21 protein-coding genes, 1 pseudogene and 1 riboswitch are annotated in these 16,271 nt (G+C 42.2%); of the genes and pseudogenes, 3 read left to right on the forward strand and 19 right to left on the reverse strand.

Going from position 1 to position 16,271, the window contains the following annotated elements:
- Window positions 1–28 precede the first annotated feature (28 nt).
- Window positions 29–553 (forward strand): DUF309 domain-containing protein, encoded by a 525-nt coding sequence (locus C6Y06_RS09875; RefSeq protein ID WP_034661127.1) that lies wholly within the window; start codon window positions 29–31, stop codon window positions 551–553.
- A 24-nt stretch (window positions 554–577) separates the two neighbouring features.
- On the opposite strand, the gene C6Y06_RS09880 is transcribed toward C6Y06_RS09875, so the two are convergent.
- From C6Y06_RS09880 to C6Y06_RS09915, 7 genes and pseudogenes are all read right to left on the reverse strand, one after another.
- The gene (locus tag C6Y06_RS09880; protein WP_003215830.1) at window positions 578–931 is read right to left on the reverse strand and encodes a GNAT family N-acetyltransferase; all 354 of its coding nucleotides are present in this window, start codon (window positions 929–931) and stop codon (window positions 578–580) included.
- A gap of 113 nt (window positions 932–1,044) precedes the next feature.
- Complete coding sequence (gene ribH / locus C6Y06_RS09885; RefSeq protein WP_060596841.1) at window positions 1,045–1,509, reverse strand: 6,7-dimethyl-8-ribityllumazine synthase; 465 nt, start codon at window positions 1,507–1,509, stop codon at window positions 1,045–1,047.
- Between the two features lie 47 nt (window positions 1,510–1,556).
- A pseudogene (ribB, locus tag C6Y06_RS09890) lies at window positions 1,557–2,162 on the reverse strand (3,4-dihydroxy-2-butanone-4-phosphate synthase); the annotation flags it as partial.
- Between the two features lie 11 nt (window positions 2,163–2,173).
- Complete coding sequence (gene ribE, locus C6Y06_RS09895; RefSeq protein WP_060596762.1) at window positions 2,174–2,824, reverse strand: riboflavin synthase; 651 nt, start codon at window positions 2,822–2,824, stop codon at window positions 2,174–2,176.
- A 254-nt stretch (window positions 2,825–3,078) separates the two neighbouring features.
- A riboswitch (FMN riboswitch) is annotated at window positions 3,079–3,220 on the reverse strand.
- A gap of 105 nt (window positions 3,221–3,325) precedes the next feature.
- Complete coding sequence (locus C6Y06_RS09900) at window positions 3,326–3,670, reverse strand: hypothetical protein (RefSeq protein ID WP_034318777.1); 345 nt, start codon at window positions 3,668–3,670, stop codon at window positions 3,326–3,328.
- A gap of 224 nt (window positions 3,671–3,894) precedes the next feature.
- A complete protein-coding gene (locus tag C6Y06_RS09905; RefSeq protein WP_003215556.1) occupies window positions 3,895–4,128 on the reverse strand; it encodes a DUF2164 domain-containing protein in 234 nt (77 codons plus the stop codon).
- 220 nt (window positions 4,129–4,348) lie between these two features.
- On the reverse strand, window positions 4,349–4,930 hold the full coding sequence (locus tag C6Y06_RS09915; RefSeq protein WP_034661130.1) for a TetR/AcrR family transcriptional regulator: 582 nt from the start codon (window positions 4,928–4,930) through the stop codon (window positions 4,349–4,351).
- Between the two features lie 269 nt (window positions 4,931–5,199).
- Between C6Y06_RS09915 and C6Y06_RS09920 the strand changes: the two genes are divergently transcribed.
- Entirely contained in the window at window positions 5,200–6,462 is a 1,263-nt protein-coding gene (locus C6Y06_RS09920; protein WP_106036834.1) for an MFS transporter, read from the forward strand.
- Window positions 6,463–6,492: 30 nt separating this feature from the next.
- Here C6Y06_RS09920 and C6Y06_RS09925 read toward each other — a convergent pair whose 3' ends face one another.
- Window positions 6,493–6,930, reverse strand: a complete 438-nt coding sequence (locus tag C6Y06_RS09925; RefSeq protein ID WP_008359679.1) for a peptidylprolyl isomerase — start codon at window positions 6,928–6,930, stop codon at window positions 6,493–6,495.
- A gap of 322 nt (window positions 6,931–7,252) precedes the next feature.
- Between C6Y06_RS09925 and C6Y06_RS09930 the strand changes: the two genes are divergently transcribed.
- On the forward strand, window positions 7,253–8,137 hold the full coding sequence (locus C6Y06_RS09930) for a DUF1002 domain-containing protein (protein ID WP_034661133.1): 885 nt from the start codon (window positions 7,253–7,255) through the stop codon (window positions 8,135–8,137).
- A 38-nt stretch (window positions 8,138–8,175) separates the two neighbouring features.
- Here C6Y06_RS09930 and lysA read toward each other — a convergent pair whose 3' ends face one another.
- The 11 genes from lysA to spoIIAA all read right to left on the reverse strand — a co-directional run bounded on the left by lysA (window position 8,176) and on the right by spoIIAA (window position 16,222).
- Window positions 8,176–9,501, reverse strand: coding sequence for a diaminopimelate decarboxylase (lysA, locus tag C6Y06_RS09935; RefSeq protein ID WP_060596764.1), 1,326 nt, complete (start codon window positions 9,499–9,501; stop codon window positions 8,176–8,178).
- Between the two features lie 115 nt (window positions 9,502–9,616).
- Window positions 9,617–11,089, reverse strand: coding sequence for a spore germination protein (locus C6Y06_RS09940; RefSeq protein WP_034661136.1), 1,473 nt, complete (start codon window positions 11,087–11,089; stop codon window positions 9,617–9,619).
- Window positions 11,043–11,651 carry a stage V sporulation protein SpoVABEA gene (spoVAEA, locus tag C6Y06_RS09945; RefSeq protein WP_106036835.1) on the reverse strand — a complete coding sequence of 203 codons (609 nt, stop codon included), beginning with the start codon at window positions 11,649–11,651 and terminating at the stop codon, window positions 11,043–11,045. Before spoVAEA ends, C6Y06_RS09940 begins: the two co-directional genes overlap by 47 nt.
- A 6-nt stretch (window positions 11,652–11,657) precedes the next feature.
- Entirely contained in the window at window positions 11,658–12,008 is a 351-nt protein-coding gene (gene spoVAE / locus C6Y06_RS09950) for a stage V sporulation protein AE (RefSeq protein ID WP_007501045.1), read from the reverse strand.
- Window positions 12,008–13,024, reverse strand: a complete 1,017-nt coding sequence (gene spoVAD / locus C6Y06_RS09955; RefSeq protein ID WP_060596766.1) for a stage V sporulation protein AD — start codon at window positions 13,022–13,024, stop codon at window positions 12,008–12,010. Before spoVAD ends, spoVAE begins: the two co-directional genes overlap by 1 nt.
- A 12-nt stretch (window positions 13,025–13,036) precedes the next feature.
- Window positions 13,037–13,489 (reverse strand): stage V sporulation protein AC, encoded by a 453-nt coding sequence (gene spoVAC, locus C6Y06_RS09960; RefSeq protein ID WP_034661140.1) that lies wholly within the window; start codon window positions 13,487–13,489, stop codon window positions 13,037–13,039.
- Window positions 13,490–13,509: 20 nt separating this feature from the next.
- The gene (locus C6Y06_RS09965; protein ID WP_034661142.1) at window positions 13,510–13,926 is read right to left on the reverse strand and encodes a stage V sporulation protein AB; all 417 of its coding nucleotides are present in this window, start codon (window positions 13,924–13,926) and stop codon (window positions 13,510–13,512) included.
- Window positions 13,916–14,536 carry a stage V sporulation protein AA gene (locus tag C6Y06_RS09970; RefSeq protein ID WP_106036836.1) on the reverse strand — a complete coding sequence of 207 codons (621 nt, stop codon included), beginning with the start codon at window positions 14,534–14,536 and terminating at the stop codon, window positions 13,916–13,918. The genes C6Y06_RS09965 and C6Y06_RS09970 overlap by 11 nt, the downstream gene beginning before the upstream one ends.
- Window positions 14,537–14,650: 114 nt before the next feature.
- Complete coding sequence (gene sigF, locus C6Y06_RS09975) at window positions 14,651–15,418, reverse strand: RNA polymerase sporulation sigma factor SigF (protein ID WP_060596768.1); 768 nt, start codon at window positions 15,416–15,418, stop codon at window positions 14,651–14,653.
- Window positions 15,419–15,431: 13 nt separating this feature from the next.
- The gene (gene spoIIAB, locus C6Y06_RS09980) at window positions 15,432–15,872 is read right to left on the reverse strand and encodes an anti-sigma F factor (protein WP_034661145.1); all 441 of its coding nucleotides are present in this window, start codon (window positions 15,870–15,872) and stop codon (window positions 15,432–15,434) included.
- Window positions 15,869–16,222, reverse strand: coding sequence for an anti-sigma F factor antagonist (spoIIAA, locus tag C6Y06_RS09985; protein ID WP_034661146.1), 354 nt, complete (start codon window positions 16,220–16,222; stop codon window positions 15,869–15,871). The genes spoIIAB and spoIIAA overlap by 4 nt, the downstream gene beginning before the upstream one ends.
- Window positions 16,223–16,271 lie beyond the last annotated feature (49 nt).

Consider the following 16,271-nt stretch of genomic DNA (forward strand, 5'->3'; position numbering starts at 1 on the left):
ACTGAGAGTGGAAAAGGAGATGACCACTGTGTATCCTGAAGCGTACGTGGCTTTTTTACATGAATTTCATACGACAAGGGATTATTTTGAGTGTCATGAAATTCTTGAGGAATATTGGAAGGAAGACCCGCCTGAGCAGCGCAAAGAATATTGGGTTGGTTTCATTCAGCTTGCCGTTGCTTTGTATCATCAAAGACGGGGAAATGGAAAAGGGGCAAAACGGCTCATTTCAAACAGCCTCCACTTGCTGGAAGCAAACCGGCCCGTATTAGCGAACCTCGGTCTAGATGATGAGGCGTTTCTCATACTTCTGAGAACGCTAAAGAAGAAAATGAATGAAGACATGCCCTACGAAAGTGTGTTGCTCCCGATCAAAGATCAAGCGCTTCTTTCTTTATGCCAAGAAATGGCTCAAAAAGAAGGACTGACCTTTGGACAGGAGAGCAACTTATCCCACACATTTTTGATCGAAAAACATAGACTGCGTGACCGGACAGATGTATTGCTTGAACGAAAAAAGCAGATCGAACGTAAAAAAAGCAGAGGACTGTAGCCTCTGCTTTTACATGTGTGATATTTAATTTGTTTCGCTGTGACACTTATGAAAGAAGCCTTGCGTTAATTCATTTGGAATGAGTGTTTTGGTTTTGAATACCTCTTCCACGGCTAAAACCATTTCCTTGCCGATTCCTTGATCTCGATGGGATGGATTCACACTAATATGCTCGATTTGTACTTGGTCGTCTGTTTTCAACACACCAATGGCACCTACGATATCCTCGCCATCTTTCCAAAGGAACAGCTGCCGATTTTCATCCATTTCATATGACTTCATCGTCTGCTGAAGCTGTTTGACGTCTTTCTCACCCGGCATGAAGGAGAGTAGCCCCATGGCAATTTTTTCAAAAGACCTCTTATAACGAATTAACATATATACCCCTCAATATTCAAATTATCCTAATGTCCAGCAAATGTCTCACGAATCATTTGCTCATCACACATTATAAACATTTTTATACCGTTTTTAAACTCTTTTTCACTAAATTAACGAAAGGTTCGATTGAGATTCGCCATTTCAATGGCAGCTGCAGCCGATTCGCTGCCTTTATTTCCAGCTTTTGTGCCGGCTCTTTCGATGGCTTGTTCAATGGATTCTGTTGTTAGTACACCAAAGATAATCGGTACTCCTGTTGACATGGCACTTTGAGCAATTCCTTTAGCGGCTTCATTACAAACATAATCGTAGTGAGTTGTTGCGCCCCGGATTACGGTTCCTAGTGTAATGACGGCATCGTATTTCTTTGTTTCAGCTAGTTTTTTTGCCATGTACGGAATTTCAAAAGCACCCGGTACCCACACGACATCAATATCGTCACCGTTTGCTCCGTGTCTGAGCAATGTATCTTCTGCTCCGTCAAGCAGTTTACTTGTAATAAAGTCATTAAATCTCGCGACGACGATTGCAAATTTTAGTCCTTCTGCTACTACATGCCCTTGTATTGTATTCATATGTTGATCATCCTTTTTTGTGATTTTTATTTTGTTTCGATAGTTGCTGTTTCGTTATTGTTTAAATAGGTCTGCAATGCTTCGATTGTCAGCATCTTTAAACCGTGCTGTTTTTGGATCTCTTTTAGTTCGGGGACGCGCGCCATTGTGCCATCTACATTCATAATTTCACATATGACACCCGCTGGCTCTGAACCTGCCAGTTTCGCAAGATCTACCGCCGCCTCTGTATGACCTGGTCTTTCTAGTACACCGCCCTCTTTTGCAATGAGCGGAAACACATGACCTGGGCGGGCAAATTCTTCTGGTGTTGCGTCTTTATTTAACATGGCAAGCATGGTCGCAGAGCGCTCAAAAGCACTAATACCAGTCGTCGTTGTCACATGATCAATGCTCACTGTAAACGCTGTATGGTGTGCATCTGTATTTTGTTCTACCATTGGATGCAGGTTCAGGTGTTTGGCGATCGACGTATGGACCGGTGTACAAATGAGGCCTCTTCCATGTAAAGCCATAAAGTTAATAACTTCAGGCGTGGCATGCTCAGCAAGTGCCACAAAATCTCCTTCATTCTCTCTGTCTTCATCATCCACTACGATAATGATTTCTCCTTCTTTTAGAGCATATACTGCTTCTTCTACTGAATGATACATACAATCGCCTCCTAGAATCCGTGCTCTTTTAAAAATGATGGGGTCAATCGGGATGGCTGCTTTTCGCCTTGTTCTTTTGTTAAAAAGCGATAAATGTATTTGCCGATCATGTCACACTCTATATTCACAATCTCTCCCATAGATTTAGTCGGGAAAATAGTTCCTTCAAGCGTATGAGGAATAATAGAGACTGTGACGTGTGAATCTTGCAAATCGAAAATGGTTAAGCTGACACCATCTATTGCGATCGAACCCTTTTGCGTGAGCATATCTGTGAGGGTCTTGTCCATCTCCAAATCATAGTAAATAGCATTACTTTTCTTTTCTATTCGGGTAATGACTGCCGTTCCGTCAACATGGCCTGAGACAAAATGGCCGCCGAATCGTCCATTCGAGGACATGGCCCGCTCTAAATTCACTGGACTGCCTGATGTCAGCTGATCCAGTGATGTCGCTTTGACCGTCTCTGGCATCACATCTGCTGCGAACTGTGCTTTTGTAAAGCTTGTGACTGTAAGACATACACCATTGATCGCAATACTGTCTCCAAGGTGAACATCTTCCAGCACACGGCTGCACTTAATGACAATTTCCATGGCATCTGCTGACTTTTTACTTAATGACTGTACGGTGCCAACTTCTTCAATTATCCCCGTAAACATGTGATCCTCCCTTTCTTTTCATTTGTATTTCTCACTTTATAAAAAAGCGATGTTAGGGACATGTGATCGATTGAGCACCTTCGTCGCTTTTTAAGGTCCATACAAGGTAGATGAGGGATCACCTAATAAACACTGCATGCCGGTCTATTAACTACATGTACATACAGAAAGCCCCGGAAAAAATTCCGGGGCTTTGGCTTTTTTGCATCAGAAATAAAACTATGATCAACAAATATTTTTCGTTCATAGCTTTCTTTATCCTTCTCCCATCCAGACTTTCACTGTCGGCTTCAGCTTTTCACTGAATCAACCGTTAATAAATTAACGGGTCACGGGCTGTAAAGCATTTGCTTTATTACCGTCGGTCGGGATTTTCACCCTGCCCCGAAGGATACAATCGATATTTAGCTGTCCTTAGGGGCTATTATAGCGATCCTTGTTGTCAAATGCAACAATCAAGATTTCTCACAAAAAAAGTCTCCTTATAGGAAAGGAGACTTGTTAATTAACGACTTTTACTACTTTTATAAGTCCATCTATTCTTTTTTCATTACTAAAGTAGGCTTTAATACGATCGCCTTTCTTCAAGTCGGCCACATCATCTTCGAATTTCTTTCCATTAAAAATGATTTTTGTGCCGTTTTTTGCTTGACCGTAATATTCATCTCCATCAATTTTCGTAATGGTATATTCATAGATGGTATAATCTTTATCATTATTTGTTAAGCTTTCACCAATGGCTGTTGGCACATCTTCAATTTTCATGCCATTCATGTATAAATAACCTGCGCCTAAACAAAGCAGTAAAACAAATAAGACGGCAATTTTCAATTTAATTTTCCCCATATTTAGAACCTCCATCATCTGCACTTCGCCTATTTGTATGTTTTATTCCTTCTTTTGATGAAATAAAACCAAAAAAGCTGATTTCCATTAATGGTTACTTATATAACGATTGAGTTGGACCTTTGGTTCCACCTTTTCATCATTACATATGATACGAATATGCGTTCTTTATTAAGGGGGTCTCTTTCCTCTTTATCCGTTAGTAGGGCGCACACCATTGATGATCATCTTTTTTCGAGTGCGAATAGATCTTCCTCTAACAATTGCGATCTCTGAACAGCAATGTTCCGGCTGTCACGAACCCCTTGATTATAATAGTAACTTCCAAGATTTTTTGTGATAAATTCTAGTATATTAATGGCTGCTAATTCACCAATCTCTTCTTCTCGTTCTTCGGCAAAGTAACGCTGAATGGCAATCATCATTTGATTTTTTTCTTCTTTTGTTAATGGTTTCAAATTATCTCCTGCTTTCTTTCAGCATGAAACACGCTTTTTTAATTTGCATTGACATCTGTTTTTCAGTTGAATGTGGCGACACCCACAAATGCGAATATTTGTTCTCTTATCATATCACAAAATCGAGTTCTGTCCATAACTGTCCTAAAAGAAAAAGCGTGTTTTGATAGCTTGATCAAAATACGCTTTCCCTATATTGACTGTTTTCCACGTAGACTGTTTATTTCAATATGGAAAGTATCGTCGCTACAGAATGATCTACAAATGAACGCTCTGGACGAGATTTCATGAGGACGGTAAGTCCAATGAAAGAAACGACCAGTGTCTGTGCTAAAGCTTTAGCATTCAGACTGCTTTCGAGCTCACCCGAGCGAATACCTTGAACAATCCTTTCTTCAAAAATGACCGAAAGATACATCTGATGCTCTCTTGTAAGAATTTCAAATTTCTCTTCGTGTGGCGCAAGTTCCACTATTGTATTGATGCAAAAACATCCTTTACTCGGACCATCTCTATATTCCTCTTCTACTAAATCTGCAAATAATGCATGAAATGCTTCCTTTGCAGAAAGATTGCTTTGAAGTTTTGTTCGAATATGGCCAGCATGCTGCTTTGTATATTTGCGTAATGCGGCCTCAAATAATTCCTCTTTATCTCCAAAAGCTGAGTATAAGCTTGGCCGCTGTATTCCCATTTTTGCAGTCAAATCGCTTAATGTAGTGGCCCTATACCCCTTTTCCCAAAAAAGCACCATTGCCTCATCCAACGCTTTTTCCTTATCAAATTCCCGTTGTCGAACCATCAGCAATTCCTCATTTCAACAATAAAATTTCTTCACAAAGTCAGCCATCTATTTCTTGATATTATTCTCTATTTGGTTACCAATCGGTACATTATAATTTTATTTTATTGACGTACTAATGTCAAATTGCCTTACCCTCTCAAGATCAGCATCAATTAACTGTATCAAAGTCTTGACTTTAAAACGTTTTGTTGGTTATCCTTAACAGGAATCATAATATACCGACCAGTATATTATACTTTTTAGTACAAAAGGAGACGATGAAATGCATGGTGAAAGAAAAAATCACTTCCATTGAACATCTTGATATGGAAACGACTCATTTACCAATCAAACCGAGATCAACGATGACTCGCTATATGGCACTGCTGTTTGCGATAGCCTGCGGGATGGCAGTTGCAAACATATACTTTGCACAACCGTTATTAGACTCCCTCGCATCCGAGTTTGGTATCACCTATTCATCCATTGGCATGGTCATTACGATTACTCAGCTTTGTTATGCGCTGGGACTGCTACTGATAGCACCACTTGGTGATCTATTGAATAGACGCCGGCTCATCATTGGTCAGATGCTTTTATCCGTGTTGTCTCTCATTCTAGTCGGCATCGCTCCTATCGTCACCGTCCTCTTTATAGGATTAGCTGTGGTCGGACTGCTTGCTGTGGTCACTCAAGTACTCGTAGCGTTCGCAGCGACTTGGGCCGCTCCAGAAGAGCGCGGTCGTATTGTTGGCTTGGTGCAAAGTGGAATCGTGATCGGGATTCTTCTCGCACGAACGTTTGCTGGTGTACTAACCGATCTCGCCGGCTGGAGGTCAGTCTACCTAGTTTCTGCCATTATGATGCTTATCATAACTGGCGTGTTGTTCCGAATTCTCCCGGGTGATGACAGCGAAAGAGAGTCATTATCCTATGCAAACCTGCTTCGTTCAATGTTTACATTGTTCAGACAAGAACGAATCCTGCGCATCCGTGGAATTCTGGCTCTTCTTATTTTTATTGTGTTTGGTACGTTATGGACTTCGCTCGTGCTTCCCCTCAGTACCACGCCATTCTCTCTTTCACATACTGCTATTGGCGCATTTGGCCTTGCTGGAGTAGCCGGAGCATTAGGTGCTGCTCGGGCTGGGAGTCTTGCTGATCGAGGTTTAGGACAGTTCACAACCTGCATTGCCCTTGTCCTATTGCTCGTTTCATGGTTTTTCATCGGTTTGGTTAAGCATTCACTTATTGCATTAGTCATTGGTATTATCATTCTTGACCTATCTGTGCAGGCCGTACACGTGACCAATCAGAGTATGATTTTCACTGTGCGGCCTGAGGCGAGAAGCCGGCTTACTGCTGCTTATATGATTTTTTACTCCATCGGCAGTGCGACTGGTTCTATTGTTTCAACCAGCATCTACGCAAACGATGGCTGGATCGGGGTATGTTTATTTGGTGCCTCTGTCAGTGCCATTGCCCTTTTGTATTGGATCATCACCTACCGCCTCACGGAACAAATAACCGTAAAATCAGATTTAACATAAAAAAACACCGCGATTAAGCGGTGTTTTGGATTAAGCATCGACAACTTCGACTTTTTCCATACCTTGGCCTTGTTCCATATCTAGAACAGCCTCGATACCAGATGTTACTTTGCCAAAAACAGTGTGAACACCGTTTAAATGCGGCTGAGGGTCATGTACGATAAAGAATTGGCTGCCGCCTGTATCTTTACCAGCATGCGCCATTGATAATGAACCTCTTTCGTGTTGATGTGGATTCCCTTCTGTTTCACATTTAATTGTGTAACCAGGACCACCAGTTCCATTACCGTTTGGATCGCCGCCTTGGCTTACGAAGCCTGGGATGACGCGGTGGAATTTCAATCCATCGTAGAAGCCTTCATTCGCTAATTTTTCAAAGTTTGCTACTGTACCTGGAGCAGCCTCTGGGTATAGTTCAAACTCAATTTTCTTACCATTCGTTAGTTGTATGTATCCTTTTTTCGCCATTTTTCACATTCTCCTTTCAGGTTAAACAACGCTCATTATAGCACATTTTCGGTGATGTTAAACATCCCCTGCTCTTTGATTGTGATTTACCTCTTTTCTTAGGATTGATACAATAGAAGAGCTTGATCCTTTTTTCCTATTAAATTGATGACAGACTGTGCAACATGTCTTCATTATATTGGAAAAGGAAAACATCTTAAAAAGAAAATTGAAACGTCGAATCGATTTGTTACGTCTATATGATGGAGTGCATTTCTTTACGTGTGCTCAAAAGATGAGTTTCTCTTGAAAGAGGAACCCTTTCGACTTGAAGGAGGTCAACATGTTTAAAAAATCAATGCTTGGTATGATGGCAGCGCTCCTTTTCCTAATTGGTGCGCCAAAAGTCAGCTTAGCGGATGCAGCTGTCGGCGATGTCATCGTCACACTTGGGCAAGACTTAACTCCGGCTGATCGCCAGAAGGTGCTTGACGAGTTGAATCCACCTGAAAATGCGACAAAAATTGAAGTAACCAATAAAGAAGAGCATGAATATTTAGGAAAGTATATCCCTCGTTCTTCTATCGGGACGAGAGCATTATCATCTTCATCTATCACCATTGAAAAATCAGGTACTGGTCTGACTGTGGATACACATAACATCAAGACCATTACAGATGAGATGTATTTAAATGCTTTAATGACAGCCGGTGTCAAGGATGCCAAGGTTGTCGTGACTGCGCCGTTTGAAGTTTCTGGTACAGCCGCACTGACGGGTCTATTAAAAGCCTATGAAGTGTCAAGCGACAAAGCCATTCCAGAAGATGTGAAACAGGTAGCAAACGAAGAGCTTGTGACAACTTCTAAATTGGGTGACTCCATCGGGAAAGACAATGCTTCTGCCCTTATTGCAAAAATCAAGGATGACATTGCGAAAAATGGTGTCCCTAAAACAACAAAAGAAGTAGAAGAAAAAGTGGATCAGGCTGCTTCTGATTTAAACTTAAATCTAACGCAAGATCAAAAGGATCAGCTTGTTTCACTATTCGATAAAATGAAGAACATCAATATCGATTGGAGCCAAGTAGGATCTCAAATCGATAAAGCAAAAGACAAGATTACGAAATTCATAGAATCAGATGAAGGGAAAAACCTTCTTCAAAAGATTTGGGATTTCTTTGTCTCCATTTGGAACGCAATCGTCTCTGTATTTACTGGAGGAAAATAAGTCATCATAAAAAGCTGCCTGTACATCAGGCAGCTTTTTTACGTAGATGATTTCACTTTTGATTGATACGGTAAATCAAGTTTGACAATATCGGCATATGTTTCGCGTTCAACGACAAGCTGCGCTTCCCCGTCTTCTACAAATACAACAGCCGGGCGCGGGATGCGGTTATAGTTGTTTGACATACTGTAGCCGTAAGCTCCGGTACAAAAGACAGCTAATAAATCTCCTTGTGATAACTCTGGCAAATCGATATCCCAAATGAGCATATCTCCGCTTTCACAGCATTTCCCTGCAATGGAAACCGTTTGATCATGCGTTTGGCTCATTTTGTTGGCACTTGCCGCTTCATATTTCGCTTGATATAAAGCTGGACGAATGTTGTCACTCATTCCCCCATCTACCGCAACATAATCGCGAATGCCAGGTACATGTTTTGATGAGCCGATCGTATAAAGCGTTGTCCCTGCATCTCCAACGAGAGAGCGGCCTGGCTCAATCCAAATTTCCGGCATATCAAACTCATAGCGGGCTACGTTCTCTTTTACAGCTTGGATAATTTTCTCGACGTATTCTGTCGCAGGAAGTGGTTCATCTTCTTCTGTATAACGGATACCAAAGCCGCCGCCTAAGTTTAACACGGTCGAAATAAAACCAAATGATTCTCTCCATTCATCTAGCTTCAAAAAGATTTTATCTGCTGCAAGGACAAAACCAGCCGTATCAAAAATTTGTGAACCGATATGGCAATGAACGCCTAAAAGCTCGATCACTTCTGATCCAAGCACTTGTTTCACCGCTTCATCTGCTTGTCCATTGTGAAGGTCAAAGCCAAATTTGGAATCCTCTTGGCCTGTTGTAATGTAATCATGTGTATGCGCTTCGACACCTGGTGTAATACGGAGCAGCACTTTCACCTGTTTTGACAGCTCTTGACCAAGCTCTTCAATGAGCTTCATTTCGTAGAAATTATCTACGACAATACAGCCGATCTCGTGCTCTAACGCCATTTTCAATTCTTCCCTGCTTTTATTGTTGCCATGGAAATGAATTTTTTCTACCGGAAACCCGGCGCAAATGGCTGTGTGAAGCTCCCCTCCTGATACGACATCAAGAGATAATCCTTCTTCCTTGGCAAGCTGAAACATGGCGATGGAGGAAAATGCTTTACTCGCATATGCTACCTGCGCTGTTAACTCTTCTTCTATAAATGCTTTTTGAAAGCTTTTTGCACGCTCCCGTATTAAAGCCACATCATATACATAAAGTGGTGTCCCATACGTTTCAGCTAAAGAAACGGCATCAACACCACCAATTTCTAAATGACCGAGTTCATTTTGTCTGCAAGTGCCGTGTAAATACAATGTCATTCCCTCTTTCTCCGCCTCGGCTGAAAAAAGGCAGCTGCGTGAGCTGCCTTTTGCCGTTTCTCAAAGTTAAAAATACAATATCACAATCTTCAGCCACTTTCAATGAGCGTTAAGAATTTGGCGGAATTTTTGATCTGTTTTGAGGGTGAACGATGCTTGGCCTTACTTTTGAGCCAGGAACAGACGTCCGAATTAACACTTGCCATAAAGCTTTCCCATTAAAAGGAAGAAACGGCCACATATAAGGCGTCTGCAATGAACGTATGGATGTTAAATATATGATTAACAACGTAAAACCAATGATGAGTCCATTCAGCTTAAAGATCGCCACGAGTGCTAGTATGATGAGTCGTACAATCTTATTGGCGACACTCAGCTCATAGCTTGGCGTTGTAAATGTCCCGATAGCCGCTAGTGAGACGTATAAGATGACCTCTGGCGTAAATAAACCGACATCAATGGCGATTTGTCCAATTAAAACAGCCGCAATCAGCCCCATAGCGGTCGACAAAGCGGTTGGCGTATGAATCGCTGCCATCCTTAAAAATTCCACCCCAAAATCAGCAAGGAATACTTGTAATATGACCGGGATATGAGAAGGTTTATTAAAGCCAATATAGCTTAAATGATCCGGCAGAAGACTTGGTTCGAGGATAAACAGAAACCAAATTGGTAAAAGAAACGTTGAACATAAAATGCCTAAAAAGCGTACCCATCTTAGGAACGTACCAACTGCAGGTGCCTGGCGGTATTCTTCTGCGTGCTGAACGTGGTGAAAAATGGTGGTTGGCGTAATGATGACACTAGGAGATGTATCCGTAATGATGATGACATGACCTTCTAGTATATGGTTAGCGGCGACATCTGGACGCTCGGTGTAGCGTACAAGGGGAAAGGGATTGTATCCTTGTTTAATAATGAATTCTTCAATCGTTTTATCAGACATCGTCAGCCCATCGACTTTGATTCCTGATACTTCTTTCTCTATAATATCGACAAGATCTGGGTCCGCAATATCTTCAATGTAGCAAACACATACATCCGCTTTCGAACGTTCGCCTACTTTGAGCATTTTGTATCTCAGTTTTTCATCTCGCACCCGTCTTCGTATGAGCGCTGTATTGACAATAATGTTTTCAACAAAGCCGTCTCTTGCGCCCCGGACAACCTTTTCTGTATCCGGCTCCTCTGGCATTCTGCCAGGATAGCTTCTGACATCAATGATAAATGCGTAGTTTTCACCTTCTACTACAACTGCCACAAGCCCCGACAGTACTTGGTCTACCGCTTCATCGAGCGTTTCAACCTTTGAAACCTGCTGATTGACTAGACGGTTCTCGACCACACGTGCCAGATCATCTGATTCAGGTTCGTTGTCATTGATTTCAATTAGCTCTTTTAATAAGTAGATGACATACTGTGTATCACACAGTCCGTTTACATAGTAAAGTTGGATTTCCTGATCGTGTATATAAATTTTCCGCACGCCAAGGTCAAAGCTGAGACCCATTCCGACATTTTCCTTGAAGTAATCTTCATTTTTCTTCGGGTCTCGGTACACGTTTACCTTGTCTTTCTTCATGGAAACCACTCCTTTCTAAAATTAATTCAACTGCTTTCATTGTGATCGGAGATCCCTTGCTCAGATCATCTTTACGTCCCATTTTGCCAATATCTCCAATCCCAACAACAAACGGAAGATGGAGCGAGTCAAGACAATACACTGTATCCCCGCTCATTTTATGAGGCTCCATTTCAGGAAGACCATGCTTGTCGACACCGTATTCTGTCAGTTCACCCTCCCGGTCAATGGAAACATGAACTTTTGTCCATTCAGCTTGATGCGTTTTGGATGCAACGGCGATCGCCCCAATGACTTCAATTTCAGGGTGACGCGCAACATGTTTCATCGCCGTCTCCCCTGTTCCTTCACCAGTCAGGCCAGAATCATCAAACATGACAAACACTGGATCATACGGCGTTTTTAAAATCATCTGTACAAGTTCAGGCCCTGTCCGTTTGCTTGGATTTCCTTTTGAGCTGGAAATACATCGTCCACCGACTTTGTTAGCAGCAAGCTCAATGGTTTTGGCAGCATATATATCTCCGTCTGTCACTAAAATGACTTTCCGTCTTTGCCCCATATTAGGTTATCCTTTCGGTTTAAAGATAAGAGCGATAATAAATGAGAATAAAATCGCAGCTGAAATTCCAGCAGAAGTTAATTCAAAAATACCGATCCCGATTCCGATGAACCCGTGTACATCTGCCTGATGCATCGCCCCATGAAGCAAGCTATGACCAAAGCTAACGATTGGTACGGTTGCGCCCGCACCTGCAAATTCAATAAATTTATCATAAATACCGAATCCGTCTAAGATGGTACCCGCCACAACAAAGGTGGTCATGACATGTGCAGGCGTAAGTTTGAGTACGTCTAGTAAAAGCTGGCCAATGACGCAAATAAGTCCGCCTGCAACAAAAGCGATAAGATAATCCATTAGCTCTCTCCTCCTGCACGCTCAAATACGACACCGTGCGCAATGGTTGGAATGGTCTCTTTTTGCTGGACCATCGTCGGGCTGAGAAGTGCCCCGGTTGCGACAACCAGTACTCTTTGCAAATTCCCTGCCTTCATTTCTTGAAAGATGTGACTGAATGTCACAATAGCTGAACAAGCACAGCCGCTGCCTCCAGCGAACACGTTTTGATCGGGTGTATAGATGATTAATCCGCAATCATCGTGCTTTCGGCCGAGCTGAATGCCGTCTTCTTTGAGCAGATCCTTTAAGATCGGTGAGCCAATGCCAGATAGATCACCTGTTAAAATAAGATCGTAATCGTCAACCGTTCTCTCTAGATCTTCTAAATGCTGCTTGATGGTATCTGCTGCTGCCGGTGCCATTGCGGACCCCATGTCAAATGGATCTGTAATCCCAAGATCCATAACTCGTCCCACGGTTGCGCTTGTAATTTGAATTTGGGAGGGCTCTTGGCTGATAATAACGGCCCCGCTCCCAGTCACTGTACTTGTCGCTGTATCTGGTTTTTGTCCGCCGTATTCTGTCGGATTACGAAATTGGCGTTCTGCCGTCGCATTATGACTGCTTGTCGCAGCAATGGCTCTTTTTGCAAAACCACCATCTACTAATGCCGAAGCAATGGCGACCGATTCCATTGATGTGGAGCATGCTCCAAATAAACAAAGAAACGGGATTTTAAGTTCTCTTGCCACATAGTTTGCTGTGACGTTTTGATTCAGTAAGTCTCCTGCCAGCAAAAGATCAACATCGCTTTTTTGCAAATTTGCTTTTGATAAAGCGGTTGATATCGCATCATCCATGAGCTGCCTTTCAGCCATTTCCCAGTTCTTTTGATAACAATGCATTTCGTCGTATGTTTTATCAATAAGATGACCGATCGGGCCTTCTTTTTCTTTCGGTCCTGCAGCTGTTCCTTCTGCATTGACATAAAGCTTGTGCTCAAATACCCAAGATTGTTTACCTGTTAGTTTCACGTTTCATTCCTCCTACGAAAACGCCTTTTCCAAGATGTATCGAATGATCCCTACGACATATGCCGAGACGACACCAAAAACAATGACGTTCCCAGCAAGCTTAAACATGTTCGTGGCTACACCTAACACAAGCCCTTCACTTCTATGTTCAAGAGCAGCACTTGTCATGCTGTTTGCAAACCCTGTCACCGGGACAGCGGATCCCGCTCCAGCAAACTGGCCGATTCTATCGTAAATACCGATACCAGTTAATATAGAAGAAATTAAAATGAGGGTCGCTACGGTTGGGTTCCCTGCTGTCTTTTCATTAAAATCAAAAAAGTGAATATAGAAATTTTGCAGCCCCTCGCCTATGGCACAGATCAATCCACCAACAAGAAAAGCCTTGATGCAGTTGAGGACATAAGGAGGTTTAGGCTGATACGTTTTCACCTTAGATGGATAGTTCTCTTTTAAACTCGACACGTGTTGTTCCCTCCAAATTCTTAAATATAAATTAGCCAATGAAATAGTGAACCAAATACCTTTCCTAAGACAATGGCCATGAGAAGCAAAACAATTTTCCCGTCCATTCCAATTCTTTTCGTTAATATAGGAAGTACATTTAATACTTCAGTCAGCGCAGCTGCAAGCATGCCGACGAAGATGCCCGCTAAAAGACCGATCGGAAGTGCCAGCCATTTGGATAAATGCAAATGTATTGGACTTAAGGTTGCCCAGCCGCCAACGACCGCCCCGCTGATGACAGCCGCCTCGTACCCTTGTATGAAGCGCTGCGTTTTGGTTAATTGCATTAAACGAGGGATGATGCCCAGCACTGTGAGAAATGCCACAAACCCTGCTCCTACCGTTAAACCGCCGCCAAGTCCAACAAGCACGACAAAAAGCCACTTACCGATCATGAATGTCTTTCATTGTCTCTTTATTTTCTTTGAGGGCGACATAATGATCGAGATCGAGCTGATATTTAAACATTTCCACTTCAAGCGGACTTGGTTCTTCATTTAAACGCTTTTTAAATACATGATTGAAAAATAAAATCATGCCGAAGCCTAGTCCGAAGCTATATGGAATTTGCAATAAATAAGGATGCTCAACCGTTTTTCCTGTGATCATTTCATATAGGCGGATATGAACGAGCCGCATACTGACATCCTCGTGGAAATTCATAATGGCAAGCGCCGCTCCGACAAATAACAGGAGCCATACAAACACAAATAAAACGGGAGAAAGCTGGCGTTTGCCTGTATCAATTTCGACAATGGCCTCAGCGCCTCCAACGGTTTGAATGTCGATGTCTGGCCATGTTTTTTTGATCGTTTTGACCACATGCATGATATCAAGAACGGCGATGTGACGATCCTTTTTACTGACATGATATATCGGCATTTTGCTAAGCTTTTGCACAACAAACTCATCACCAGTGATTTGGGCGATATCTTCTAAATAAACAAGCTGATCATTACCGGTCTTGATTCGATGGCGCAGCCGAAGAAAGATTTGTCCGTCCATCCAAGTCACTTCCTATACGATGGGTTAAAAATAGTATGTGGTGAAAAATGGTTCTCATACTGATAGAACTTGATTTACCGGTAATTACCACACAAAAAAAGCCAGCCTAATTGGCTAGCTGTCTTTTTGATCCATTTGCATTTGGATTTGTTTTAAAATTTTCTTTTCAAGCCGCGAGACTTGTACTTGTGAAATACCGAGCCTCTCTGCTACCTCAGATTGTGTTTGGTCTTTATAATATCTTAAGTACACAATGAGTTTTTCTCGTTCTTCTAATTCCTTGATCGCTTCTTTCAGAGCGATTTTATCAAACCATCTTTCTTCTGAATGATCCGCAATTTGATCAAGCAATGTAATCGGGTCTCCGTCATTTTCATACACGGTTTCATGAATCGATGTCGGTGAGCGGACCGCTTCTTGGGCGAGGACGACATCCTCTGGTGTGATATCAAGATATTCGGCAATTTCCTGGACAGTGGGCATTCTTCCGTGAGACTTAGACAATTCATCTCTTGCCCGCCGAATTTTATTTCCAAGTTCTTTTAGTGACCGGCTCACTTTGACTGTTCCATCATCACGAATGAATCGCTGGATTTCACCAATGATCATTGGAACAGCGTAGGTGGAAAACTTCACATCATATGACAAATCAAATTTATCAACAGATTTCAGCAGTCCAATACAGCCAATCTGAAACAAATCATCTGGTTCATATCCTCTATTTAAAAAGCGCTGAACAACGGACCAAACAAGACGCATGTTTTTTTCTACGAGGAGGTCTCTTGCTTGCTGATCACCGTCTTGGCTTTTTTTGATGAGCTCTTTGACTTCATCATTTGACAGCTGGGCTTTTTTTGCTTGCTTTTTTACCTCCACATCCATATGAGCAGCTCCTTTAATTACAAAGCGCTTTGCTTTTTGATAGATGCTTTGTTAAACGGATGGTCGTGCCCATTTCTGGAGATGAGTCTATCATGACATCATCCATAAAATTCTCCATGATGGTAAAGCCCATTCCAGAGCGTTCTAAGTCTGGTTTTGTGGTGAATAGCGGCTGTCTTGCTTCTTCAAGATCTGTAATGCCCATGCCTTCGTCACGGATGGTGAGGTACACAACATGGTCATCAAGTGTGACATGGATATGCACCTTGCCATCTGGATTTCCATCATAGCCATGGATAATGGAGTTTGTCACCGCCTCTGACACAACGGTTTTGATTTCTGTTAATTCATCTAATGTCGGATCAAGCTGGGCGATAAACGCTGCGACTGTCACCCTCGCAAAGGATTCATTTTGACTTAAAGCAGAGAAGGTCAGGTTCATTTCATTCCTCATGATGCCACCCCCAATGTTTGCAATGCCGTTTGCTCTGAAGGCTCCATACGGATGATTTTAAATAAGCCAGACATATCAAATAATCGGTTCACTGCTGGCGAGATAGCACAGACGACCATTTCTCCGCCAAGCTGCTTAATTTCTTTATATCTTCCTAAAATCACTCCGAGACCTGAGCTGTCCATAAACGTTAAATCAGCCAAATTCAGCACGATGTGGCGAATGTCCTCTGTTTCCAAATAATTCGTCACCTTTTGTCTCAATGTTTCTGCGGAGTGATGATCAAGCTCTCCTGTTAACCGAATGCAAAGTACGCTCTCTTTTACTTGAAAATCAATTTCAAGGCTCATCTTTTTATTCCTCCTTGCTCTAATTTCGGATAAAGATTGTTTCTCTTTT

It is taken from the genome of Bacillus sp. MZGC1 (genome assembly GCF_002998605.1).
GTDB lineage: Bacteria > Bacillota > Bacilli > Bacillales > Bacillaceae > Bacillus.